A 22,373-nucleotide genomic window follows, 5' to 3' on the forward strand; every position below is an offset into this window, starting at 1 on the left:
AAGCTATCCCAATGCGCCGACTCCTGACCCGGATGAGGTGTTCTCTAATACTACGGGGGTAGTTTATGAATTTACGTGTTGATTCGCGGCGTGCGCGCCGCGGAGGTTTGTTGGCGTCCGCTTGCATCGCAGGTCTTTTTCAAATTTCGCCCGCGCTGGCGCAGGTTGACGCGAGCGTCGCGCCGACCAGCGGCGAAGGATATATTGCCGCAACCCAGCCCGAACCACAGGCTGACCTGGTGTCGATCACCGCCGCGCCGACGATCGAGCCGATCGCCCCCGAACCCGAAATCCTGATCGCCAATCCCGGCACGCCAACCACGGCACGCGATCCGGTGAACATCACCGGGATCAGCCAGATGATCATCGACAATGGCGGCGGTTCGGTCGGTCTGTGCACCGGCACCCTGATCAATCCGCGCACCGTGCTGTTCGCGGCGCACTGCGTCAACAGCCGCGCCGCGACCGCCTATGGCGCCAATTCGGGCGGCACCGCGATCGGCTTCGGCTTTGAAACCAACACCCGGGCCAACGCCGCCGGCCAGACCGATGAACTGGTGCGCTGGCTGCTCGGCGGGGCCGGCGGTGCGGGCAAATACCAGACCAACATCGCGCAAGCGTTCTACAACGCGAACTGGGTCAATTATAATCCCCTGTCGCTCGAACCCGCGGCGCGCAGTTTCCTGTATGGCGACGTCGCGATCGCCGCGCTCGACACGCCGGCCGCGAATATCCCGACCTGGGCGCTGATGTTCTCACCGCTGACCAACACCGGCACGATTGGCGCGTCGGGCACGGGCTACAACGTCGGAATCGCCGGCTATGGCAACAATGGTAACGGCACGTCGGGTCCGGGCGTCGGTAACAACAACAATATCGACTTCCGCCGCCGCGCGGCCGAAAATATCCTTGGCGCACTGACCGATTTGCAGACGTTCGAGGGATTCCTGTTCGGCGGGGCGCCCAACGGCCTGACCCAGAATCTCTATTTCATCGATTTCGATGATCCGCGTCGCGGCATGACCGGCGCAAGCCCGTTTGATTTCAACGCGTTTCGCGACAATGCCCGGACCAACCCGAACGGCAATTCGCTGGAAGGCATCACGTCGGGCGGCGATTCGGGCGGTCCGCTGATCCTGCAAAACACGTTCGCGCGCCAGGTTGTCCTTGGCGTCCTGTCGGGCGGCTACACCCGCTTTTTCGGCGGCCAGCCGGCCAACGGCTACGGCACCGTCGCCTTCTATCAGCCGCTCTATCTCTATTGGGACTGGATCGCGGCGAACAATCCCTATCATTATGTGTCGGCCAAGGCGGGCAACGGGTCGTGGACCGATCCCAACCATTGGGTGTCGACGATCGACCCGTCGTACATGATCCAGTCGGGCGGCCAGTTGGTCAACGGCATCCCGACGCTGACCGGTGAGCAAAAAGACGGCACCATCGGCGATTTCGGCCAAATCTGTTTCCAGAGCGGCGGCACCAGCGATTGCCTCGATACCCGGACGGGCGTCGAAGTCGTCGAGGCTCGGCCGATCGGGACGTCGGATGACAATGCCGGGTCGACGTCGGTCGCGGACATCGCGGCGACAGGTGTCGCGACCCGCGATGGCCTGATCCCCGGCGCGCAGCCCGAGGCGCAAGCCGCGGCAACCCCGCTGCCCGTCGCGACGCTGGCCAACGGCCTGCCCGGCGCGACGAATTTCGTGCCGAACAACGTCGATCCGGTCCGCACTGCGGGCACCGCGCCGCGCTATTTTGACGTGACGCTCAGCGCCACCGGGCTCACGACGCTGTCGGGCGCCAATGTGACGGTCGACCGCCTGACTATCGGCACGGCGGGCGCCGCGCTGCAGATCGATTCCGGGGCATCGCTGTCGTCGCTGATCAACGTCAACCAGCTGGCGGGCATGGTCACGGTCAACGGGACGCTCAGCTCGGTCGGCGACTACAGCCTGTTCGGCGGCGGCCTGATGGGGTCGGGGCGGATCAACGCGCCGTTCCTGACCAGCGTGCTTGGCCAGATCGCGCCGGGCACCCCGACGACGATCGGGACGCTGACGGTCGGCGGCAATCTTGTGCTGTCGTCGGGCAGCAACCTGTTCATCAACTTCGGTCCCAACGGCACTTCCGACGTGCTGGCGGTGGTGGCCAGCGGCACGTCGGCCGGTGCGGCTGCGCTGGGCGGCGCGGTCAGCTTTTCGCCGGTGGCGGGGACGCAGGTCGCGGCGGGCAACCGCTATACCTTCCTGACCGCGGCGGGCGGCGTGACCGGCACCTTCGGATCGGCCAATTCGCTGTCGGCGATCCTGACCCCGCGGCTGACCTATGGTCCGAACAGCGTATCGGTCGAGATCCAGGCGGGTCGCTACAGCGACGTCGTTGCCGCGACCGCGGTGCAGAGCGCCTACGCCCAATTGCTTGACCAGTCGCGCGGCACCGCGGGGCTGGCCAGCGTCTATGGCCCGCTTGACCAGCAGAACGCGGCAACGATCCGCGCCACGCTCGAAAGCTGGGCGCCGCGGACTGAAACGCTGCGCGGTTCGCTCGCGACGGTGGCGGTCGACAACATGTCGCGCTTCACTCGCGATCGCCTGCTTCAGCTCGATGACGGCGACATGGGCGGCACCCTGTCGATGATCGGCCGCCCGGTGCAGTTGGCGCAGCTCAACATGACCGCGGTCGGCGCCGATACGATGGCGGTGCGGTCGGACAGCGATGCGGTGACGGTGCAGCAGGGCCGCTTGCCCGACGACACGAGCGCCTTTTTGGCCGGCGGCTATCTCGACGGTGACAGCCGTCCGATGGCGAGCGCGCTGCCGGGCGGGGGCCGCGACCAGTTCGACGGCTTCTACTTGGCCGGCGGCATCGAAAAGGCCCTCGACGAGGGCAGCGTGATCGGCTTCGCGCTCAGCTATACCGATGTCGATGGCACCACCCCGATCGCGGGCCAAACGGCCAGCGGCAGCCTGTATCAGGGCACGCTGTACGGCAAGTCGGCGCTGGGCGGCGGCATCGAGCTGGCGACGCAGGTCAGCGCCGGTGCATTCGATTCGCGCACGACGCGGGTCGCCGACCTGATCGGCACGCCATTCACGCTGACCGGTGACGACACCGCGTTGATCTTCACCGGCGAAGTCAGCCTGGGCAAGAATTTCGACCTCGGTTCGGTCGAGTTCGGGCCGCGGGTTGCGGCGCGGGCCAGCCATATCGGCTTTTCCGACATCAAGGAAAATGGCGGCGGTCCGGCATTGCGGCTCGACCGGTCGAGCTTCAACAGCCTGCAGGCGCGCGCCGGTCTGGCGCTGTCGGGCAAGAAGGGCAGTAGTTTCCAGCCGCACCTCAGCGCCGATTTCGTCCATGAGTTTGAAGACGCCCCGGCATCGTTCGGCGCCACTTTTGTGGGCGGCCCCGGACCCAATGCGATCTTCGGCCTGGCCGGCACCGACCAAGACTGGTTCGAAGTCGGCGGCGGCGTGACGATCACGACCGGCAATATTGACCTGTCGATCGGCGCTGACACGACGATCGGCCGCAAGGACGTGTCGAACCAGAGCTACCGCGGTTCGGTGACCTTCCACTTCTGATCGAAACCCGGCCAAAAAAGGGGGAGGGCGGTCCGGCGACGGGCCGCCCTTTTTCGTGTCGGCATCGGGGTTGGGGAGCTGCCATTGCCGTCTTCGGTGATCCCGGGCCGGGGCCGCGATCCGGTCGGCGCATGGACCGGCTATCATGCCAAAGTTCAGGAAAGTTCAGCCTAGTGCAGCGCCGCATTTGTCGCGCTCGGCGGGCAGAGGGCGGCCGGGTCCTGGCCGCATCCGAAATCCGGGCAGCGACCGCCTTTGCCTGTAAATTGAAAGAGCTGAGATGAAGGCTGGCACAGTGGAACAATGTAGGACAGCGCTTTTTTTTGATCGGCGGATGGCCGCTTTGGGGTGGGAAGCTGCAATTCCCCAAATTCGTCATCCCCGCGAAAGCGGGGACCCAGAGCGTGCGTAGGCTAACCCCACCCTGGGTTCCCGCTTTCGCGGGAATGACGAAGTTGTAAGGTCCGGAACGTCTACTTCCGGCCGAATCCGGTCACCTCGCCTTGCAGCTACAACCGATCGAGGCTTCCCAGCGCGAGCGCCTGCCGCGCCGGGCGTTCGGCCATCACCGCGAACATTTCGTCGCCGCGATCGGTGCGTTCGACATTCATCGAGGCAAAGACGGCCATGAAATAGCCGCTGAGGGCGCCGACTCGGTAGTCGTCCCACAGCGTTGCTGGGTCGGGGACAATGCCGTGGCCGACCAGCGCGGCGATCCAGTGATCGAACGCCGGACGGTCGGCGGCGGCGCGCTCGAACGGGTCGGCGATGCTGGTGCCGATCAGATAGGCGAGGTCGGTCGCCCCGCTGCCGCGCCCCAGCGTCTGCCAGTCGACGAGCCAGCAGGTGGCGCCGTCGGGGGCGAACAGGATATTGTCGATGCGAAGGTCGCCATGGACCAGCGTCCGTGCGGCGGGTTCGCGGGTCAGGTAAGCGTCGAGTTTGGCGACGATGCCCGCGCCGACGTCCAAGATTTCGGGCGCCAGGCGCGCCGCATACCGCTCGCGAAAGCCCAGATAGAGCTGCGGAAACAGGGCGCGGACCAGATCGCCATTGTCGCGTGCGAGCCATGGTAGCTGCGCCAGCCGCGGGTCGTTCCACAGAAGGGCGTGGAGGCGGGCCGCGGCGTCGATGCATGGCACAAGGCCCGCAAGGCCCAGTCCCGCAAGTTGGTCGCCTTGCCGTGCCGGGGCGAGATCGGACAGGATGAGGACGAAGTCGACCTCGTCGTCGGCGATCGCATGAAAGTGGCAGCGCGGCGCGGGCACCCCGCTGGCGGCGGCGAGTTCGTAATACCAGCTGACTTCCTTGACATAGGTGCCGGTGAGTTTGGCGATGTTGCGGCTGGCCTCGTCGTGGCTCGGGCATTTGGCGATGACGGTTGCGGGGGCGTCGGTTCCCGCCTGCCAGTCGCCATCCTCCCAATCGAGCGTCAGGCGGTAGCTGTCGCACATCTGCCCGGTGCCGACCTTGGCAGCGGTAAAGCCTTTCAGCTTTCCGGGCTGGCCTAGTACGGCACCGAGCCAGTCGGCCGTCATCGCGCCCGGCGACGTCGGAAAACTCATGCGGCGGGGTCCATCAACCCGGACAGGCCGGTCGGCGCGTGCGGGCCGACGAACAGTTGTTCGAGTACGCCGATGCCGACATCCGTGCGATCACAGTCGTTCAGCTCGGCGTGGACCAGCGCCTGAACGTGCATCGCCAGCGGATTGCCCCACGCCCGCTCGGCTGCGGACAGGCTGTCGTGCGCGACGTCCAATCCGCCATGGTCGCAGCCGTGGCCCCAGACGGGATGTGTATAACCCAGCCCGCTCATCGCGAACAGCGGCCCGCTCGGGGTGAGGGTCAGCCGCGTGCTGGCATCGAAATCGGCGGTCAGGCTGGTCAGGCGCCGCGTCCCCGGCTGCCAGTCGGCAGCGAAGACCGGATCGGCATAATGACGTTCATTGCCATGGCTGCCGACCACTACGGCGCGGCGGTTCCACGCGCTGCCTTCGCCATCGTCGTTGCTGTGAAAAAACAGCGAGCGATCAGCGAAATTGCACGGCGTCCACAGCCAGAAAAATTGGTGAAAATTACCCTGCGGCGGCGGTTGCGGTTCCGAAGCGCCGACCGGGCGAATGCCCCAGCTGCGATCGCGCGTCCCGGCGCAGTCGGCGCCGATGTCGATCCGCTGTCCATCGACCGTCAGCCAGCCCGACCAATGGCCGTTCTGGGTCATGCGGGTGTAATCCATGAACAGGCGGGTGCCATTGCGGCGGGTGAAGCGCGGTTCCTCGATCGGGAAATGGCGCGCGGCGAAATGCAGTTCGCCGGCGAGCGGGCCATCGTTCGCGGCGATCGTCAGCGTCAGCCGCTCCAGCGGTGCGTCGATGGTGATCGCGATCGGCCCGACGGCCAGGTCGAGCCGCTCGCCCGCCGAGCGGCGGCTGGCGCGCAGATTATGCTGCACGCCGCCCGCCAGCACGCAAAAGGCGGCATCGACGATACCGAGCTGCGGATAAAAGCCCATCGCGGCGGCGAAGAAAACGGACCCGTCAGCTGAATAGCCGTTGAAGAAATAGCGATCGTAAAAATTGCGGTCGGTGCCCGCGAACGCGATCGGCTCGGCGCTCTGGTGCAGCGGGAAATCGTCGCCCTTGGTCAGCATCGCTTGTCCTCATCCCGTTTTTTCTTGCAACCTAACGGGATCGGACGCGGCGTCAATGCACTGGCGGATCGACCGGTGGAACGGCGTGGATCGGCGCGACGGGCTCGCCCGGTTCGCGCGGAGGCAGCGCGTCGGGCGGGACGTCGTCGATCAGCATGTCGAGCGTCGGCACCGCGTCGATATTGCGGACGCGGACCGTGACTTCGCCGTCCCTGATCCTGAGTTCGTTGAAGCTGGGCGGGGTCGAGCGGATGCGCTGCGACAAGGTGCCCGCACCGATCATCCGGACGGGGCCGGCGGTGGTCGGCGCGATCAGGTCGAACGCGTCATGGACATGGCCGGTCAGCACCGCCGTGACGCCGCGTGATGCCAATGCTTCGAGGGCGCGCGCGCCGCCGCGGGTCAGCGCGCGGCCCTTGGTGCCTGCCTCGACGAGCGGATGATGCGCGGTGACCAGCGCGGTGGTCCCGCCGGGCAGCGCGTCGATGGCGGCCAGCGTCTTGGCGAGAGCGTCCTGCGTCACCCAGCCTTTCGACCAGTCGAGCCGCCACTGGGCGCGTGCCGTGGTCTTGAGCGGCACGACGGCCACCCCCGCGAGATTCAACTCGCGCTCGACCAGCCGCTCTATCCGCCGGATGCGGCGATACGGCCAGAAAAAGCGCGCGAACGGGTTGAAATAGGGCAGGTCGTGATTGCCGACCTCGACCGTGACCGGCACGTCGAGCGCCTCGATCCAGTCGCACGCTGCGGCGAATTCATGGGTTCGCGCGCGCATCGTCAGGTCGCCGGTGATTAGCACCGCGTCGGGTTGCTCGCGGCGCACGCAATCGCGAAACCAGTCGAGCGCGGCGCGATCCTCCAGCCCGAAATGCAGGTCGCTGATGTGGAACAGCCGGGTCATGCCGTCGCGATGAAATCGACCGCGCTGGTGTCGAGCGAAAATGTTGCGGGCGAAGCCACCTCGTCCAGCTCGCCATCGAACTCCAGGCTGATCTGCTTATCGCTTTCCAGCACGATGGTTGTACCGGTCGCGATCGGCTCGCTCGGCCCGTCGCGAAAATCGCCGCCCAGCCACGCTAAACCGTGGCGCAGCACATCGCCGGTGCCTTCGGTCAAGATGCCGTCGGCGCGGATGCCCGCGGCAGTCGGGGTCAGGATCACCGCCGGATAGGCCCTGCCGTCGGTGCCGATGCGGACGCCCGGGGCGTTCATCATCTCGTCGAGGGCGTCAGGCGCGGCACGCGTCGCCTCGATCAACCCGTCCTGTCGCATCGTCTCGCGCACCTCAGCCCAGCGCGTTGCCGGACCGGCGACGACGGTGATGAAGGCGGTGCCGGTGTCAGATACGACCGTTGGAATCGGGCGGCGCCGCCCCTTGCCGGATAGCGCGTCGGCGACGATCTCGGTCGCCGGGCGATCGCCGTGCAGCGCCTTTGACAACAGGTTGAGCGTGCCGCCGGGCAACGGCAGGATCGCGCCGTCCCAGCCAGCCGCCCGCATCGCCGCAGCGTTGATCGTGCCGTCGCCGGTCCAAACCAGCAGCAGGTCGATGCGTTGCTGTTTCAACGCGGCGGCATCGGGAATCTCGCCGTCGGGCAGCGCGAAGGTCGCGACCAACGGGGCGCTGTGGGCGCGGCAAATCTCGACAATCTCCTCGCGCACGGCGGCGTCATGGCTGCCGCTCTGGGTATTGCAGATCAGGGCGGGGCGGGTGAAGGAACTGGTCATCGTGCTGTCCTACGCATGAGCGTGCAAAAGGTGGCCGAATTGCCTTCCTGCTTTTCGTCATCCCGGATCCTTCGACAGGCTTAGGACAGGCTTGATCCGGGATCCATCGGTCCTTTCCGGCATGCCCTTGCACAGAATTCATCGACTCCGGATCAAGTCCGGAGTGACGAAGTGAGGTTTCGGTCATGTCCGCCGCTTGTTCCCCGCGCCACCGCGCGGTAGGACGCTGGCCATGACAGCACGGGTTTCCAAAGGACGGCGATTGATCAAATTTCTGGTGTTCGCCGTGCTGCTCGTGCTGTTATTCGGCGGCGCGGCGTGGATGATCGTCGCGGGCGGCGCGAAATCGCTGAACCTCGGGGACCGGTTGCTGGGTGATAGCGATGGCGCGACGTTGCAGGTCGCGGGGCAGCCCTACGGCACCGGGACACGCAATAAGCTGAACATCTGGGTGCCGACGGGAACGGCAAAGACTGACAAACTGCCGGTGCTGGTCTGGCTTTACGGCGGCGGCTGGTACAGCGGCCAGCGCGACGATTATGGCTTCGCGGGCCGCGCTTTTGCCAAACAGGGGTTCATTGTCGTCATCCCCGATTATCGCCTGGTGCCCGAGGGGCATTGGCCCGACTTCCTGCAAGACAGCGCGGCAGCGGTCGCGTGGACCCAGAAAAATATCGAAAATTATGGCGGCGATCCGGGGCGGGTGGCGCTGGCGGGGCATTCGGCGGGGGCCTATAATTCGCTGATGCTGGCGCTTGATCCGCAGTGGCTGAAGGCGGCGGGCAGCGATGTGTCGGTGATCCGCGGGGTCGTCTCGCTCGCCGGACCGACCGACTTTTACCCGTTCGAAAAGGGCGGCCGCGCCGATGTCGCGATGGGCGACATCCGCCCGGTCGAACAGACACAGCCGATCGCTTTCGTGCGCGCCGATGCGCCGCCGCTGTGGCTCGGCCATGGCACCGCTGACACCGTAGTGCGCGTGCGCAACAGCCAGCGACTAGCGGCGGCGATGCAAAAGGTCGGCGGCTCGGCGGCGCTGCGCGAATATGACGGGCTGAGCCACAATGACCTGGTGATGGCCCTCACCAAACCCCTCGCATACAAAGGCCCGATCCTGCCCGAGATGACCGATTTCCTGCGCGGTGTCACCGCGCGCCCGGTTGCGCCTGCACCCATCGCCGAATGATTCCGGCGATCATCCTCGCGGGTAGTCGTCCCGGCCCCGACCCGCTGCTGACCGGCAGCGGGGTATCGACCAAGGCGTTGCTGCCCATCGCGGGACAGCCGATGTTGGTCCATGTCGTGCGCGCGCTGCGCGCCGCACCAGAGGTCGGCCCGATCACGATCCTCGCGCAGAACAGCGCCGAACTTGCCGTCCAGCCGGAGCTGGCGGATTTCGCCGACCTGCATTTCGTCGATTCGGGACAAGGGATCAGCAGCTCGCTCGCGGCGGCGCTGCCTACGGGCGACGATCCGCTGCTCGTGACCACCGCCGACCATGTCCTGCTCACCCCGACGATGCTCGCCGAATTCCTGCGCGGCGCCGCGGATAGCGATGTTGCAGTGGCGATGGTTGAGCGCGCCGTGCTGTTCGAACGCTATCCAGAATCCAGACGCACCTGGCTCAAATTCCGCGGCGGCGGGTGGTCGGGCGCGAACCTGTTCTACCTGCGCGGGCGGCGCGTGCTGCCGCTGCTCGACTTCTGGGGGCGGATCGAACGCGACCGCAAAAAGGGACTGAAGATCATTGCGGCGTTCGGCCCATGGCTGCTGATCGGCGCGCTGCTCCGCCTGTTCACGATCCAGCAGGGGGTGGCGCGCGCCGGGCTGCGCTTCGGACTGAAGGCGACGATCGTACCGATGTCCGAGGCCGAGGCGTGCATCGACGCCGACAAGCCTTCCGATATCGAGCTGATCGAGCGGATATTTGCCGCACGGGGCCAAGCCGCTATAGGGCCAATCCTATGACCATCGAAAAAGCCATCATCTTGTCGGCGGGGCAGGGTTCGCGCCTGCTGCCGCTGACCCGCGACATCCCCAAATGCCTGATCGACCTGAACGGCCGCACGCTGATCGGCTGGCAGGTCGCGGCGCTCGCCGCCAACGGCATCAAGGACATCGTCGTTGTCACGGGGTTCCGCACCGAACGGGTCGAGGATCATGCCCTGCAACTGTACCGCGACACCGGGGTGCGGATCCGCACCCTCTTTAATCCCTTTTTTCAGGTCGCCGACAATCTGGGCACTTGCTGGATCGCGCGCGAGGAGATGGACCGTGATTTCATCATCCTCAACGGCGATACCATCATTTCGGAAGAGATCGTCGCCAAGCTGATCGCCGGGGCGAACGAACCGATCACCGTCACCGTCGACGTCAAACCCGACTATGACGACGACGATATGAAGGTGAATCGCGACGCCGCGGGGCGACTGCATCATATCGGCAAGCGGCTGCTGCCCCCCGACACCAACGCCGAATCGATCGGGATGCTGGCCTTTGTCGGCGATGGCCCGTCAATCTTTCGCAACCAAATCGATCAGATGATGCGCACCCCCGAAGGGGTCGAGCGCTGGTATCTGCGCGCGATCGACGTCATCGCCAAGGGCAATCGCGTCGGCACCGTATCGATCGAAGGTCTGGAGTGGCAGGAGGTCGACTTCCCGCAGGATGTCGAAGCCGCCGATGCGCTTACCGCGAAATGGGCGGCAGAAGGCCGTTACGCGAAATAGGACTTCAGCCAGTCGGTGAGCGCCGCGATCTGTGCATCGCCGAGCTTCACCGCCTGCGCCAGATCGGGCGGCCCCGGCCAACCGGTATCGGTGACCGCCAGGCCTGCGCCCATCCGTTCGCCGTCATAGCGCGGCAGGACGTGGAAATGAACGTGCGGATCGACCATCATCAGCATCAGATAATTGATCCGCGTATAGCCGATCGCGTGACCCAGCGCGGCCTCGATCGCCGCCGTGACGATCTTGAGCTCGGCATGCGCTGCCGCGGGCAGATCGCCGAACGCCGTCGCGTCGGATTTCGCCGCCAGCACCAGCGCGCCGAGTGTCGGCTGCGCCGGACGCAGCAACACGACCCAATGCTCATATTCGGCGATCATCGTCGCGGGATGGCCGAATTTGGCGATGGTGTCGTTCATGCTTCCTCCATCCAGCTGACAATCGGGCGCCCGGCGCGCCGCTGGGCATAGGCCTGCACCAGCTGCACCGCATGGACGACCAGCGAGATGATCGTCCACCATGCGACCGCGATCAGCCCGATGTCGGGGCGACCCGCGAGCGTCGCGAAGAACAGGATCGCGATGTTGGGATTACGGCGCGCGGTGATCAGCCGGAACTGGCTATCGAACCGGCGCCAGACGTGGACGTCCATGCCGAAATCCTTGATGAACATCCCCTCGATCACGCGCTGGAGCACATAACCTGCAACGACCGCGATCATCACCAGCAGGAAGGTCTGGTCCGACAGCGCCAGCCCCCAGCTGCCCAGCCCGACGCCCCAGAAATACCACCAGAAGGGGGGGTGGACCAGATCGACGCCATGGTCGGCGACGTTGCCCCATTTTGACGAGGTGATCGTGCAGCGCGCCAGTTTTCCATCGACGGTGTCGAGCACCATGAAGGTGAAGGCGGCGAGCATCCCGGTCCAGTAATGGCCGTAGGCGAACAGGTAGGTGGCATAGATGCACAGCGCCGCGCCGATCGCAGTGACCATATTGGGGGTCATGCCGATGCTGGCGGCGAAGCGTGTCAGCCACAAGGCAAGCTCGGGCCACAGATATTTGGTTAGCGCATCGGTGACGCCCTTGTAGGCACCAAAATAGCTTTTGCGCTCGATCGCCCGCCGCGTGTCCGGGGTCAGCCGCTGGACAAACGGACACTCCAGCTTGCGCAGCTGGCGATTATAGATTTGCGGATTGTCGCGGTAATCGATGATCGTCAGCGCGTCGCCGTGCGCCGCGATGTCATCGGGGGTCATGCCGCCGGTCAGATGCGCCATCACCAGCGCGTCGCCATCCACCAGCACCGTGCCGGGTAGCGTCAGGATATGGCGCAGCCACACCGGATCGAACACATAGTCGAGATTGACGGTAAGCTGCGCGTGCGATGCCGGAACGCTCTCGGGCATGCCCTCGGCGCGCGCCATGCGGCGCAGCCGTTCGGCATTGGTCATTCCCCACAGCAGGGTCGGGTTGTCGCCGATCAGCGCCAGGGTGGGCAGGGTCTTTGGTTCGCTCATCCGCCGCTCTTATCCTGCGTGGCGTCCTTTGCAAGGAAGCCCGCAGCAAGGAAGCGCGCGATCGCCTCGGCACCGCGCCGCGCCGCGCCCGCGGGATCGCCGCCGATCGATTCGGCCAGTCGCTCGCGCTGGGCATCGCCGTAGTCTGGATGGCGCACTGGCGCCTGTTCCAGCGCTGCCGGTAAGCTGGTGAGATCGCCGACTACGTCGCCCAGGGTCCAGAATAGATAATCGGGATCGCCGACCCATTGAACGCCATGTGCGTTCAAAAACAGGCAGGGGCGCGGGGTAGCGAGAAATTCGTACACCTGGCTGCTGACATCACCCAGATAGATGTCGGCGCCGCTGGTATAGCTCATGTCGAACAGCCGGTCGGACCCGAGGTCGATCAGGATCTTGCCGGGCACCGCCAGGCCTGCAACCGCGGCTCGCTCGGTATCGCTTGCCTCGGCGAACAGTCGGATGTGCGGGGCGACAACAAGGTTGTAGCGGTCCTGCGCTGCAAACCAGGCGATGATGTCGCGCCCGAACCGGTCCCACGACGACAGGTCGCGGCGAAAATGGGGCGCGTAAAGCACGATGGGCCGGTCGTTGTCGAACAGGCGCGCGCGCGTTTTGCCCAGCCGGGCCATCAAATCGAGCTTCACATAACCATTGACCGCATAATGCCCCGGACGAATGGTTCCGGCGTCGAGCATCCGCTGCTCGCTCTTTTCGCCTGCCACGAGGGCGAAATGGAAATGGCGGTCGCGGGCGTCAAAGGTGATCGCCCGATCCCCCGCGCCGTGCGGGGTAAAGATCAGCCGGGTCCGGCGCGGCAGGAAGTGCCGGATCATGGTCGTGGTCCGCTCGGGAACCACAATCGCATCAAACTGACGCAGAAAGTTAAGCGCGCCGAGCAGGATCGGCAGTCGGGGATGGCGAATGACGGCGCGCTCGCGCAGCCAGCGACCGATTCCGCGCTGGCCCAGCAGCGTGATGCGCGGGGCAAAGCCCGGATAGACTGCCGCCACCTGTTCGACCACCGGCAGATGCCCGGCGCTGGCGACCGCGACCTCGACGTCACCGCCTGCCGCCGCCATTTCGGCGGCAATCGGCAGCGCGTGGAAAATCTGGTGCGGTTCGCCAATGAACAGGAACAGGGTCCGCATTATCGCGCCCCGACCGCCGCGGCTGCCATGGCATCGTCAAAATCGGCCGCGAGCCATCCATGATCGTTGGCTTGCCGGGCAATTTTGCTGCCGCGCCCGACCAGCCAGGCTTCGTCAGCCAAGGCAAAGGTCGGCGCATCGCTGACATGATCCGAATAGGCGCGGATATGCGCCGCGCCATCGGGTGCATGAATGTCGAGCCACTCCGATACCCGCCGCGCCTTTTCGGCGCCGTAGCAATTGGGGCCATCGAGCGCAGGCAGCCAGTTGCCCTCGGCATCCCGCAGGTGGCGCGACGCAACGATGGCATCGAACTCGAGCGCGTCGGCAATCGCCGTGGCGTAAAATTCGGGTGCTGCGGTGGCCATCAGCAGCTGGTAGCCAGCGGCTCGATCGCGCGCGATGCACGCGCTGGCACCAGGCGGCACATCGCGCGCGACGCGCCAAGCGGCAAATTTTGCGGCGAGATCGGCGGCGCGCGGCGGGGTCAGATGCCGTCCCAGCATCAGCCGGATTGCGGCGGGCTTGAACCGATCGCGGCCGTAAAGGCGCAGCGCATAGCCGATCATCAGCGCGGCCAGCGCGGGGAGCAGCAACAGGCGCCACGGCGCCTCGCGCGCCGCCGCCCACAGCAGGAACAGCGTGAAGGTCGGTTTGCGCAACACGGTGCGGTCGAGGTCGTATATCGCGACGCGGGTGATGCCGTCGGTCATCGCGCTTCGCTCCCGATCAGGCGCAGCCTGCGCCCCGCTTTGCCGAGCGAGGCGCGGTCGGCATAGGGCAGGGCAAAGCGGATCGCCGCCCAGATCGACGCCAGCGCGATGATCACGATCAGCGGCAGCGCGATCGGATCGGGCAATCGGTCGGCCAGCAGCGCGGCGGCACCCGCGACCACCGTCAGCGCCATCCCGCGCATTGCGACCACCGGGAACTGGTGGTCGAACGGATGCAATTTCTCGTTCATCGCCAGTTGCAGCGTCGGGATCGCCGCCATCACGACCAAACCGGTCGATGTCGCGAGGGTCACCCCGGTCAGCACGTCCATATGCCCGACGACCAGCCAACCGACGCCGACCGCGATGCCGACACCAAAGATACTGGCGGTGAGTTGATGGCGAAAAGCAGACACGACCTGCAGGACAGGCGCTGAAATGCCGAGCACCGCTTCCGCCGCCCGCGCGAACAGCAGGATGATCAGGGCTGCCTGCGCCGTCTGCGCCTGCGCCCCGAACAGGCTGAGCAGCGACGCGCTGCCCGCCGCCAGCACCGCGGCCAGCGGCAGCGCGATCGCCGAGATCAGCCGCGTCGCATAAGCATAAATGTCGGCGACTTGGCGCCGGTCCTCGCGCTCGGCGCTGGCGGCCAAGGGCGCCATGACATAGACGAACGCGATACGAACGAGCTGGACGACGCTCGACAGCTTGCGCGCGATGGTGAACAGCCCCGCCGCCGCGGCGCCCGCGGCGCCGGGCAGCAGCAGGTTGAGGATCAGCGCCGGGGCGTCGCCGAACAATCGCGCGATGATGTTCGAGGGCAGGATCGACAGCCCGGCCCAAAAGGTGTTGCGCGTCGTCAAGGTCACCCACGGACCGCGCCACAGGTCGGCAAAGCTGTAATGCTGGGCCAGCAGGCGCACGCACAGGATTGCGGTGATTGCGAGCGAGCAGAGATGCGCGATGAACAGCCCTTTGAGCCCGAGACCGCCGGCAAAGAACAGCCCTGCGAACACCAGCCGTAGCACCTGTTCCCAGACGATCCGCAACCGGATTTCGGCGCCGAACACCATGCGCGCGCGCAGCGCTGAGGTCGCAATCTCGACAAAGGCCCAGAGCGGCAGCGCCCATACGAAAAGCCGGATCGCCGGGGTGACGAGATCGCGGTCCCGCGCTGCGACATTGAGCAGCGGGCCAAGGTCGGCGGCGAAGGCGGCGATCAATCCCGCGACCACGATACACGGCCCGACGCCAAAGATCATCGCGGTGCGGAGCGCCGCGGCCGCATCCGCGTCGCTTGCCGATTGCGGCACGGTGCGCTGCATCGCGCTGGTCATGCCCATGTCGAAGATATTTTCGAGCAGGTTGATCGCCGCCCACAGCACCGCATACAGGCCATAGCCCGCGAGCCCGAACATCAGCACGTACAGCGGCTGCGCGACGATTTCGACGACGGCGCCAAGCCGCGCAAGCACCGTCGTGCCCAACCCGCGCGCGACGCTGCGGCTGGTGACGGCGGGGTGGGCGGCGCTTTCGCTCATCGCTGCCGCCCTAGCGCCTTGCCAGCGCCCCTGCCAGCGGCTTTCGCGCTTTCCTCTTATCGATTCTGACCCTTGTCGTCCCTGCCAATCGGGTCTAGTCAGCCCGCAATTGCCCAAGGGAGCCCGCGACATGGCCGAATTCCGCCTGCCCAAGAACAGCCGTCCGCAAAAGACCGGCAAGACGCACAAAGCCGAGGGCGCGGCCGCGATCAAGACGTTCAAGGTCTATCGCTACGATCCCGACAGCGGCCAGAATCCGCGCTTCGATACGTTCGAGATCGACACCGAAAAATGCGGACCGATGGTGCTCGACGCGCTGATCAAGATGAAAAGCGAGCAGGATAGCTCGCTGACCTTCCGCCGCTCGTGCCGCGAGGGGATTTGCGGCAGCTGTTCGATGAACATGAACGGCAAGAACGGCCTGGCCTGCACCACCGCGATCGAGGATCTGAAGGGCGCGATCACGATCACCCCGCTGCCCGCGATGGACGTGATCAAGGATCTGGTCCCCGACTTCACCCATTTCTACGCGCAATATGCGTCGATCGAACCCTGGCTGAAGACCAAGACGACGACGCCGAGCGGCAAGGAACGTCTCCAGTCGCCCGCCGAGCGTGAAAAACTCGACGGGCTTTACGAGTGCATCCTGTGCGCCTGCTGTTCGACCAGCTGCCCCAGCTATTGGTGGAACAGCGACAAGTTCCTTGGCCCCGCGATCCTGCTCCAGGCGTATCGCTGGCTCGCCGACAGCCGCGACGAGATGACCGGCGAGCGCCTTGACGAGCTGGAGGATCCCTTCCGCCTCTATCGCTGCCACACGATCATGAATTGCTCGAACGCCTGCCCCAAGGGGCTGAGCCCGGCGCGCGCGATCGCCGAGATCAAGAAGCTCGAGGCCGAGCGGCAGGTGTGAACGACGGAATCGAGGAGCCCCGTCGCTACAGCTTTAGCGCCGAGGACGAGGGTGAAGGCTGGCTGAGCTGGAACCTCAAGGACGACAGCCGCTTCAACGCTTTCATCGAGCCGCTGTCGGTGCGGGTCGAACCCGATACCGCCGACGGCCGCCCGCGGGCGCGGGTCCGTATGATCCCTGGACGCAAGCACAGCAATCTGGGCGACAATGTCCATGGCGCGGTGACGCTGGCGCTGGTCGACATCGCGCTGTTTGCGGCGTCGCATCAGTTCGGCTCGCTCAATGCGGGGCATTCGGTGACGCTCGACCTGTCGACCCAGTTCGTCGGCGCGGGCCGGTTGGGTGAACCGTTGGATGCGGTGGTCGAGCTCGTCCGCGAGACCGGTCGCCTGATCTTTCTGCGCGGTCTGGTGGTGCAAGGTGAGGGCGACAGTCACATCGTGCTGAGCTTCGCGGGCACCATTCGCAAGGCGAGCAAGGGTCGCGGTTGATGTCAGTTCTCGCGGCTTATGATGCGCTGGTTGCTGGCGGCGAATTGCAGCCCGATCCCGAACAGCGGGCCGCTGCCGAACGGCTGAACATATTGCAGGTCGAGCTGGAGGCGGTGCCGCCACGCGGCAGCCTGCTGTGGCGACTGACGGGGCGCAAGCCCGAGAGTCCTCGCGGCGTCTATCTGTGGGGCGCGGTCGGGCGCGGCAAATCGATGCTGATGGACCTGTTCTATGACCAGCTCCACATCCAGCGCAAACGGCGCGTCCATTTCCACGCCTTCATGCTCGACGTCCATGCGCGGATGCGCGAGGTGCGCAAAAGCGAAGCGGGTGATCCGATTCCGCTGGTCGCCGATGCGCTGGTCGAAAATATCCGCTGTCTCGCCTTCGACGAGATGGTGGTGAACAACAGCGCCGACGCGATGATCCTCTCGCGCCTGTTCACCGCGCTGATCGATCGCGGGGTGACGGTGGTCGCGACGTCGAACCGGCCGCCGTCCGACCTCTATAAGGACGGGCTCAACCGCGAGCATTTCCTGCCCTTCATCGCGCTGATCGAGGCGAAGCTCGACGTGATGGGGTTGAACGGCCCGACCGACTATCGCCGCGACCGGTTGGGCGACGGCGCGCGCTGGTTCGTCCCCGCCGATGAGGTTGCGAGCGTGGCGCTGTCGGCCGCCTTCTTTCGCCTGACCGATTATCCGCCGGAGGATCGTGCCCATGTTCCGACGCTTGATCTTGATCTGGGCGGCGGGCGGTTGTTGCATGTGCCCAAGGCGCTGAAAGGGGTTGCAGTCTTTTCGTTCAAGCGGCTGTGCGCCGAAGCGCGCGGAGCATCGGATTATCTGGCCGTCGCGCGCCACTTCCATACCGTCATCATCGTCGGCATCCCGCGCATGGGGCCGGAAAACCGCAACGAGGCGGCGCGCTTCGTCACCCTGATCGACGCGCTGTATGAGTATAAGGTCAAGCTGCTCGCGAGCGCCGCGGCGATGCCCGATGCGCTATACGTCGCTGGCGACGGCGCGTTCGAATTCGAACGGACGGCGAGCCGCCTGTCTGAAATGCAGTCGGATGACTATCTGGCATTAGGCCATGGACCTGCCGAGGGCGCCATGGCTTAGGCCATGGATATGCCGAGGCGCGATGGCTCAGGCCATGGCGAGCAGGACGCCGCTGGCAATTTTTCCCCAGCGTGACGAATTGATCGTCACCGCGATGACGTCGCGGACATAGCGCACCTCGTGGGCGAGATGGCCCAGCCCCTGCTGGATCACGCGGCGCAATGTGCGCAGCGGGCGCGGTGCGGGCATATGGATCCGCGCCGGACGTGCGGGCGGCGCGGGCAGGGTGGCCAGGCCGCCGCTGGTAATGCGCGGATCGTCGGCAACGGCCCGGCACAGCGCCTCCATTCGCGATATGGCTAGCCGGTTGGCGACTTCGCGATCGCGGCTGAGCAGTTCGAAGCTGTGGCTGAACGCCGAAAACTGGATCGCGCCACTCGCCGCGGCATGGTCGAGCGCGTCGCGCATCTCCTCCTCCGACATCGCGCACAGCTGGGCGGGGCGGAAGCGGCTGGCGCGGTCCATCAGCCCGCTGACCGGCACTTCGACAACGCCGTGGTGCTCGCGCATCCCCAGATTGCCAGCATCGAGTGAGATCGCGCAGCCGTGACCCAGATAAGCACCGTTGAAGCTGCTGTCGAAGCGGAAGCCCAGCGCGGCCAGCGCGCGCAGCGTATCGTCGTTGGCGCCGAAATTGCCGGCCCGAAAGGCGGTCGGTTTGGGCGCGCCCGCCCCGACCAAAATGTCGCGGGCAAGCGCGATCAGCTTCTTCTGCGCCGCCAGCGGAAAATCGCCGATGTTGCGTCCGGTCAACCGCCCCACCGGGTTGAAGCGCGCAAAGGCCAGCCATTCGGTGTGGATATGCACCTGCACCTCGTGCCCGCGAGCGACAATCGGGCGGACGATGGCGTCGATCACGCCGGGGCCGTAAACCAGCGCGGGCATCGGATCGATGAAGAATACCCCGGTCAGCCCGTGGCGTTCGAGCATATCCATCTGGAAAAGGATGCCGAAATCGCCGTCGCGGCAACGCCCCAGGATCGAGCTTTCGAAATTGGCGCGCGCGTCGGCGCCGCGCTGATACAGCCCGGCCGACAATTCGGTATCGAAACTGATGATTGCCCGCGTCATCCGCTCGCGCCTATCACCCCAGCAATAAAGGAGCGTTAATCCGCGCCCGCGCTGTCGCTCCAACCCAAAAGCTGTCACGGCCTTGCCACTTTGTCCACCCATTCCCATGTGAAGATAGCAGCGCTTTCCGCTTTATTGTTATTGCGAACTATTTGCATAAAAAGGCGGATTTTCGGCCTTTTCGCGGTTGTTTCGTTAAGGGAATCGGCGTAGGGGCGACGCCAGTCTTGGGATCGACATGGCACTTTAGCCCGTGTGCCGCCGGTCTGTGAAGCATTGCCGGGCTTGCCAGGAAGGGAGTGCCGCGCGCCATGGGACGCAAGAAGATCGCATTGATCGGAGCCGGGAATATCGGCGGAACGCTGGCGCTGCTCGCCGCGCAAAAGGAACTCGGCGACGTCGTCCTGTTCGATGTCGTTGAAGGCGTGCCGCAGGGCAAGGCGCTCGACCTGTCGCAGGTTGGCCCGATCGCGGGCTTTGACGCGAAGATCACCGGCTCGAACGATTATGCCGATATTGCGGGCGCCGATGTGATCATCGTCACTGCGGGTGTCGCCCGCAAGCCGGGGATGAGCCGCGACGACCTGCTCGGTATCAACCTGAAGGTCATGAAGGCCGTCGGCGAAGGCATCAAGGCCAACGCCCCCGACGCTTTCGTCATCTGCATCACCAATCCGCTCGACGCCATGGTGTGGGCGCTGCGCGAATTTTCGGGTCTGCCGCACAACAAGGTCGTCGGCATGGCCGGTGTCCTCGATTCGGCGCGCTTCAGCCACTTCATCGCCGACGAATTCGAGGTGTCGGTGAAGGATGTGAACACCTTCGTGCTCGGCGGCCATGGCGACACGATGGTCCCCGTCGTCCGCTATTCGACCGTCAACGGCATCCCCGTTCCCGACCTCGTGAAGATGGGCCTGTCGAGCCAGGAAAAGATCGACGCGATCGTCAAGCGCACCCGCGGCGGTGGCGGCGAGATCGTCGCGCTGCTCGGCACCGGTTCGGCCTTCTACGCACCCGCAGCCAGCGGCATCGCGATGGCCGAGGCCTATCTGGGTGACCAGAAGCGCATCCTGCCGTGCGCGGCCTATGTCGATGGCCAGTACGGCCTCGACGGCCTGTATGTCGGCGTGCCGGTGATGATCGGTGCGGGCGGGGTCGAGAAGATCGTCGAGATCGAACTCGACGCCGAAGACAAGGCGGGCCTGCAGGTGTCGGTCGACGCGGTCAAGGAACTGCTCGACGCGTGCAAGGCGCTGGATCCCAGCCTCGGCTGATGCGCGTCGCTTCGATCTTGCTCGCGGCCGGATTCGGCATCGCTGCCGCGATGCCGGTGCTCGCCCAGAACGGCGCAATGTGGCTCGACGACCGAGGGCGGACGACCACGCTGCAATTCGGTGGACCGACTGCGGCGGCGCCCGCAGCGACGGACACGGCGCCCGCGGACATGGTCGAACTGTTCGGCTCTGTCTGTCTGCCTGATACGGGGAGGCCTCAGGACGCGGTCGCTGGACTGGCTGCAGCAAAGGGCCTCGAGGCTAAGCCCTTCACCGTTGCCGGGACGAAGAAGGATCCGCCGATCGAGCTTGCCATCTGGCACGGGGTGGGCTTGGTCGTGTCGATCACCGACGGATTTTTCGTTGCGCCGCAAGCGCAGTGTAGCGCCGTTTTCTATGTTAACAATCTGCCCGACCGGGACGCGCTGATTGCCGCGATGGAGGTCAAATTTGGCGCTCCGGCGAATGCGGCTGATGCCTTCGACAAAAAGGGCAAGCCCAGAAGATATTTCACGCCCGAATGGTCGGCCACTTTGGACGGAAAGCCGTTCATCGTCAGCGCGGCCAGCATGGCTTCAAGCGATTATACCCCTGGTAACCGCGTCCACTTGGCCGCCCGACTGACTGGAAACATTAAATGAGCATCCTCATCGACAAGAATACCAAGGTCATCACGCAAGGAATGACCGGCGCCACCGGCACTTTCCACACCGAACAGGCGCTGGCCTATGGCACGCAGATGGTCGGCGGCGTGACGCCGGGCAAGGGCGGCACGACCCATATCGGACTGCCGAACTTCAACACGGTCGAGGAAGCGAAGGCCGCGACCGGCGCGACCGCGAGCTGCATCTATGTGCCGCCGCCGTTCGCCGCCGACTCGATCCTCGAGGCGATCGACGCCGAGATGGAGCTGATCGTCTGCATCACCGAGGGCATTCCGGTGCTCGACATGGTCAAGGTGAAGCGCGCGCTGTCGGGCTCGAAATCGCGCCTGATCGGTCCGAATTGCCCCGGCGTGCTGACCCCCGGCGAATGCAAGATCGGCATCATGCCCGGCAGCATCTTTTCAAAGGGCAGCGTCGGCGTCGTCTCGCGCTCGGGCACGCTCACCTATGAAGCGGTTTTCCAGACGACCAATGCGGGTCTGGGTCAGACGACCGCGGTCGGCATCGGCGGCGACCCCGTCAACGGCACCAATTTCATCGACGTCCTCGAACTCTTTCTCGCCGACGAGGCGACCAAGTCGATCATCATGATCGGCGAAATCGGCGGCGACGCCGAGGAACAGGCGGCGCAGTTCCTGATCGACGAAGCGAAGCGCGGCCGCAAAAAGCCGATGGCCGGCTTCATCGCGGGCCGCACCGCGCCCCCGGGCCGCCGCATGGGCCATGCCGGTGCGATCGTGTCGGGCGGCAAGGGCGACGCCGAAAGCAAGATCGCGGCAATGGAAGCCGCGGGCATCACCATGTCGGCTAGCCCGTCCGAACTCGGTTCGACGCTGGCCGAAGTGCTGAAAGAACGCGTTTGAGGTCCGCGCCGCTCTCTCATGCCTGTGCCCCTGCGAAGGCAGGGGCCCATCACCCATCGCGGTGAGTCATGAAGGGCGGCGCGGTCTATATGATGGCGAATCGCAAAAACGGCGCCATCTATACGGGATCGACCGCGATTTTGGTGCAGCGTGTCTTTCAACACCGCGAGATGTTGATCGAAGGATTTACGAAGTCCCACGGCTGTACGTTATTGGTTTGGTTTGAAGTGCATGAGGATTTGCAGGAAGCGCGCAAGCGTGAATGGCAGATCAAGAAATGGAAACGCAGTTGGAAGGTCCGCATGATCGAGGACATGAATCCTGAATGGCGGGATTTATGGTTCGAGATCCAATGGTGAT

Annotated in this window: 21 protein-coding genes; 11 read left to right on the plus strand and 10 right to left on the minus strand. The window is 65.3% G+C overall.

Annotated elements, in window-relative coordinates; genetic code table 11:
- Positions 1-110 precede the first annotated feature (110 nt).
- Positions 111-3,584, plus strand: coding sequence for an autotransporter domain-containing protein (locus tag J2X44_RS05745; protein WP_310088560.1), 3,474 nt, complete (start codon positions 111-113; stop codon positions 3,582-3,584).
- 509 nt (positions 3,585-4,093) lie between these two features.
- On the opposite strand, the gene J2X44_RS05750 is transcribed toward J2X44_RS05745, so the two are convergent.
- Genes J2X44_RS05750 through J2X44_RS05765 form a run of 4 tightly spaced genes read right to left on the minus strand, consistent with a single transcriptional unit; the run spans position 4,094 to position 7,962 of the window.
- Entirely contained in the window at positions 4,094-5,149 is a 1,056-nt protein-coding gene (locus tag J2X44_RS05750) for a phosphotransferase (protein ID WP_310088561.1), read from the minus strand.
- The gene (locus tag J2X44_RS05755; RefSeq protein ID WP_310088563.1) at positions 5,146-6,234 is read right to left on the minus strand and encodes a hypothetical protein; all 1,089 of its coding nucleotides are present in this window, start codon (positions 6,232-6,234) and stop codon (positions 5,146-5,148) included. The genes J2X44_RS05750 and J2X44_RS05755 overlap by 4 nt, the downstream gene beginning before the upstream one ends.
- Before the next feature lie 52 nt (positions 6,235-6,286).
- Positions 6,287-7,135 (minus strand): metallophosphoesterase, encoded by an 849-nt coding sequence (locus J2X44_RS05760; protein ID WP_310088565.1) that lies wholly within the window; start codon positions 7,133-7,135, stop codon positions 6,287-6,289.
- Positions 7,132-7,962 carry a diacylglycerol kinase family protein gene (locus J2X44_RS05765; protein WP_310088567.1) on the minus strand — a complete coding sequence of 277 codons (831 nt, stop codon included), beginning with the start codon at positions 7,960-7,962 and terminating at the stop codon, positions 7,132-7,134. The genes J2X44_RS05760 and J2X44_RS05765 overlap by 4 nt, the downstream gene beginning before the upstream one ends.
- Before the next feature lie 262 nt (positions 7,963-8,224).
- On the opposite strand from J2X44_RS05765, the gene J2X44_RS05770 reads away from it, so the two are divergent.
- From J2X44_RS05770 to J2X44_RS05780, 3 genes are read left to right on the plus strand one after another with little or no spacing between them, the layout of a single operon-like run.
- Positions 8,225-9,148: an alpha/beta hydrolase gene (locus J2X44_RS05770; RefSeq protein WP_310088569.1), complete on the plus strand. Its 924-nt coding sequence runs from the start codon at positions 8,225-8,227 to the stop codon at positions 9,146-9,148.
- The gene (locus J2X44_RS05775; RefSeq protein WP_310088571.1) at positions 9,145-9,930 is read left to right on the plus strand and encodes a nucleotidyltransferase family protein; all 786 of its coding nucleotides are present in this window, start codon (positions 9,145-9,147) and stop codon (positions 9,928-9,930) included. Before J2X44_RS05770 ends, J2X44_RS05775 begins: the two co-directional genes overlap by 4 nt.
- Positions 9,927-10,691, plus strand: coding sequence for a phosphocholine cytidylyltransferase family protein (locus tag J2X44_RS05780; RefSeq protein WP_310088572.1), 765 nt, complete (start codon positions 9,927-9,929; stop codon positions 10,689-10,691). Before J2X44_RS05775 ends, J2X44_RS05780 begins: the two co-directional genes overlap by 4 nt.
- Here J2X44_RS05780 and J2X44_RS05785 read toward each other — a convergent pair.
- Genes J2X44_RS05785 through J2X44_RS05805 form a run of 5 tightly spaced genes read right to left on the minus strand, consistent with a single transcriptional unit; the run spans position 10,679 to position 15,612 of the window.
- On the minus strand, positions 10,679-11,107 hold the full coding sequence (locus tag J2X44_RS05785; protein ID WP_310088574.1) for an HIT family protein: 429 nt from the start codon (positions 11,105-11,107) through the stop codon (positions 10,679-10,681). The genes J2X44_RS05780 and J2X44_RS05785 overlap by 13 nt on opposite strands.
- On the minus strand, positions 11,104-12,207 hold the full coding sequence (locus J2X44_RS05790) for a CDP-alcohol phosphatidyltransferase family protein (RefSeq protein ID WP_310088576.1): 1,104 nt from the start codon (positions 12,205-12,207) through the stop codon (positions 11,104-11,106). Before J2X44_RS05790 ends, J2X44_RS05785 begins: the two co-directional genes overlap by 4 nt.
- Positions 12,204-13,358 (minus strand): hypothetical protein, encoded by a 1,155-nt coding sequence (locus tag J2X44_RS05795; protein WP_310088578.1) that lies wholly within the window; start codon positions 13,356-13,358, stop codon positions 12,204-12,206. Before J2X44_RS05795 ends, J2X44_RS05790 begins: the two co-directional genes overlap by 4 nt.
- The gene (locus J2X44_RS05800) at positions 13,358-14,071 is read right to left on the minus strand and encodes an HAD-IB family phosphatase (RefSeq protein ID WP_310088580.1); all 714 of its coding nucleotides are present in this window, start codon (positions 14,069-14,071) and stop codon (positions 13,358-13,360) included. The genes J2X44_RS05795 and J2X44_RS05800 overlap by 1 nt, the downstream gene beginning before the upstream one ends.
- On the minus strand, positions 14,068-15,612 hold the full coding sequence (locus tag J2X44_RS05805) for an oligosaccharide flippase family protein (protein ID WP_310088581.1): 1,545 nt from the start codon (positions 15,610-15,612) through the stop codon (positions 14,068-14,070). Before J2X44_RS05805 ends, J2X44_RS05800 begins: the two co-directional genes overlap by 4 nt.
- A gap of 130 nt (positions 15,613-15,742) precedes the next feature.
- Here J2X44_RS05805 and J2X44_RS05810 point away from each other — a divergent pair, with 130 nt between their 5' ends.
- From J2X44_RS05810 to zapE, 3 genes are read left to right on the plus strand one after another with little or no spacing between them, the layout of a single operon-like run.
- Positions 15,743-16,525, plus strand: coding sequence for a succinate dehydrogenase iron-sulfur subunit (locus tag J2X44_RS05810; RefSeq protein WP_310088583.1), 783 nt, complete (start codon positions 15,743-15,745; stop codon positions 16,523-16,525).
- The gene (locus J2X44_RS05815) at positions 16,522-17,016 is read left to right on the plus strand and encodes a PaaI family thioesterase (protein WP_310088584.1); all 495 of its coding nucleotides are present in this window, start codon (positions 16,522-16,524) and stop codon (positions 17,014-17,016) included. The genes J2X44_RS05810 and J2X44_RS05815 overlap by 4 nt, the downstream gene beginning before the upstream one ends.
- On the plus strand, positions 17,013-18,140 hold the full coding sequence (gene zapE / locus J2X44_RS05820) for a cell division protein ZapE (RefSeq protein WP_310088585.1): 1,128 nt from the start codon (positions 17,013-17,015) through the stop codon (positions 18,138-18,140). The genes J2X44_RS05815 and zapE overlap by 4 nt, the downstream gene beginning before the upstream one ends.
- A gap of 27 nt (positions 18,141-18,167) precedes the next feature.
- On the opposite strand, the gene J2X44_RS05825 is transcribed toward zapE, so the two are convergent.
- Positions 18,168-19,211 carry a hypothetical protein gene (locus tag J2X44_RS05825; RefSeq protein WP_310088586.1) on the minus strand — a complete coding sequence of 348 codons (1,044 nt, stop codon included), beginning with the start codon at positions 19,209-19,211 and terminating at the stop codon, positions 18,168-18,170.
- Between the two features lie 311 nt (positions 19,212-19,522).
- Between J2X44_RS05825 and mdh the strand changes: the two genes are divergently transcribed.
- The 4 genes from mdh (at position 19,523) to J2X44_RS05845 (ending at position 22,372) form a co-directional block, all read left to right on the plus strand.
- Positions 19,523-20,485, plus strand: coding sequence for a malate dehydrogenase (gene mdh, locus J2X44_RS05830; RefSeq protein WP_310088587.1), 963 nt, complete (start codon positions 19,523-19,525; stop codon positions 20,483-20,485).
- Complete coding sequence (locus J2X44_RS05835; RefSeq protein ID WP_310088588.1) at positions 20,485-21,126, plus strand: hypothetical protein; 642 nt, start codon at positions 20,485-20,487, stop codon at positions 21,124-21,126. The genes mdh and J2X44_RS05835 overlap by 1 nt, the downstream gene beginning before the upstream one ends.
- Positions 21,123-22,013, plus strand: a complete 891-nt coding sequence (gene sucD / locus J2X44_RS05840; RefSeq protein ID WP_310088589.1) for a succinate--CoA ligase subunit alpha — start codon at positions 21,123-21,125, stop codon at positions 22,011-22,013. The genes J2X44_RS05835 and sucD overlap by 4 nt, the downstream gene beginning before the upstream one ends.
- A 68-nt stretch (positions 22,014-22,081) precedes the next feature.
- Complete coding sequence (locus J2X44_RS05845) at positions 22,082-22,372, plus strand: GIY-YIG nuclease family protein (protein ID WP_405053341.1); 291 nt, start codon at positions 22,082-22,084, stop codon at positions 22,370-22,372.
- Position 22,373: the final 1 nt, after the last annotated feature.

This window comes from Sphingopyxis sp. BE259 (assembly GCF_031457495.1).
Lineage (GTDB): Bacteria > Pseudomonadota > Alphaproteobacteria > Sphingomonadales > Sphingomonadaceae > Sphingopyxis.

Bases quoted from the DNA above. Each gene is read 5' to 3' on its own strand.
- J2X44_RS05750 (WP_310088561.1), bottom strand. From the start codon at position 5,149: ATGAGTTTTCCGACGTCGCCGGGCGCGATGACGGCCGACTGGCTCGGT.
- J2X44_RS05755 (WP_310088563.1), bottom strand. From the start codon at position 6,234: ATGCTGACCAAGGGCGACGATTTCCCGCTGCACCAGAGCGCCGAGCCG.
- J2X44_RS05760 (WP_310088565.1), bottom strand. From the start codon at position 7,135: ATGACCCGGCTGTTCCACATCAGCGACCTGCATTTCGGGCTGGAGGAT.
- J2X44_RS05765 (WP_310088567.1), bottom strand. From the start codon at position 7,962: ATGACCAGTTCCTTCACCCGCCCCGCCCTGATCTGCAATACCCAGAGC.
- J2X44_RS05775 (WP_310088571.1), top strand. From the start codon at position 9,145: ATGATTCCGGCGATCATCCTCGCGGGTAGTCGTCCCGGCCCCGACCCG.
- J2X44_RS05780 (WP_310088572.1), top strand. From the start codon at position 9,927: ATGACCATCGAAAAAGCCATCATCTTGTCGGCGGGGCAGGGTTCGCGC.
- J2X44_RS05785 (WP_310088574.1), bottom strand. From the start codon at position 11,107: ATGAACGACACCATCGCCAAATTCGGCCATCCCGCGACGATGATCGCC.
- J2X44_RS05790 (WP_310088576.1), bottom strand. From the start codon at position 12,207: ATGAGCGAACCAAAGACCCTGCCCACCCTGGCGCTGATCGGCGACAAC.
- J2X44_RS05795 (WP_310088578.1), bottom strand. From the start codon at position 13,358: ATGCGGACCCTGTTCCTGTTCATTGGCGAACCGCACCAGATTTTCCAC.
- J2X44_RS05800 (WP_310088580.1), bottom strand. From the start codon at position 14,071: ATGACCGACGGCATCACCCGCGTCGCGATATACGACCTCGACCGCACC.
- J2X44_RS05805 (WP_310088581.1), bottom strand. From the start codon at position 15,612: ATGAGCGAAAGCGCCGCCCACCCCGCCGTCACCAGCCGCAGCGTCGCG.
- J2X44_RS05810 (WP_310088583.1), top strand. From the start codon at position 15,743: ATGGCCGAATTCCGCCTGCCCAAGAACAGCCGTCCGCAAAAGACCGGC.
- J2X44_RS05825 (WP_310088586.1), bottom strand. From the start codon at position 19,211: ATGACGCGGGCAATCATCAGTTTCGATACCGAATTGTCGGCCGGGCTG.
- mdh (WP_310088587.1), top strand. From the start codon at position 19,523: ATGGGACGCAAGAAGATCGCATTGATCGGAGCCGGGAATATCGGCGGA.
- J2X44_RS05835 (WP_310088588.1), top strand. From the start codon at position 20,485: ATGCGCGTCGCTTCGATCTTGCTCGCGGCCGGATTCGGCATCGCTGCC.
- sucD (WP_310088589.1), top strand. From the start codon at position 21,123: ATGAGCATCCTCATCGACAAGAATACCAAGGTCATCACGCAAGGAATG.
- J2X44_RS05845 (WP_405053341.1), top strand. From the start codon at position 22,082: ATGAAGGGCGGCGCGGTCTATATGATGGCGAATCGCAAAAACGGCGCC.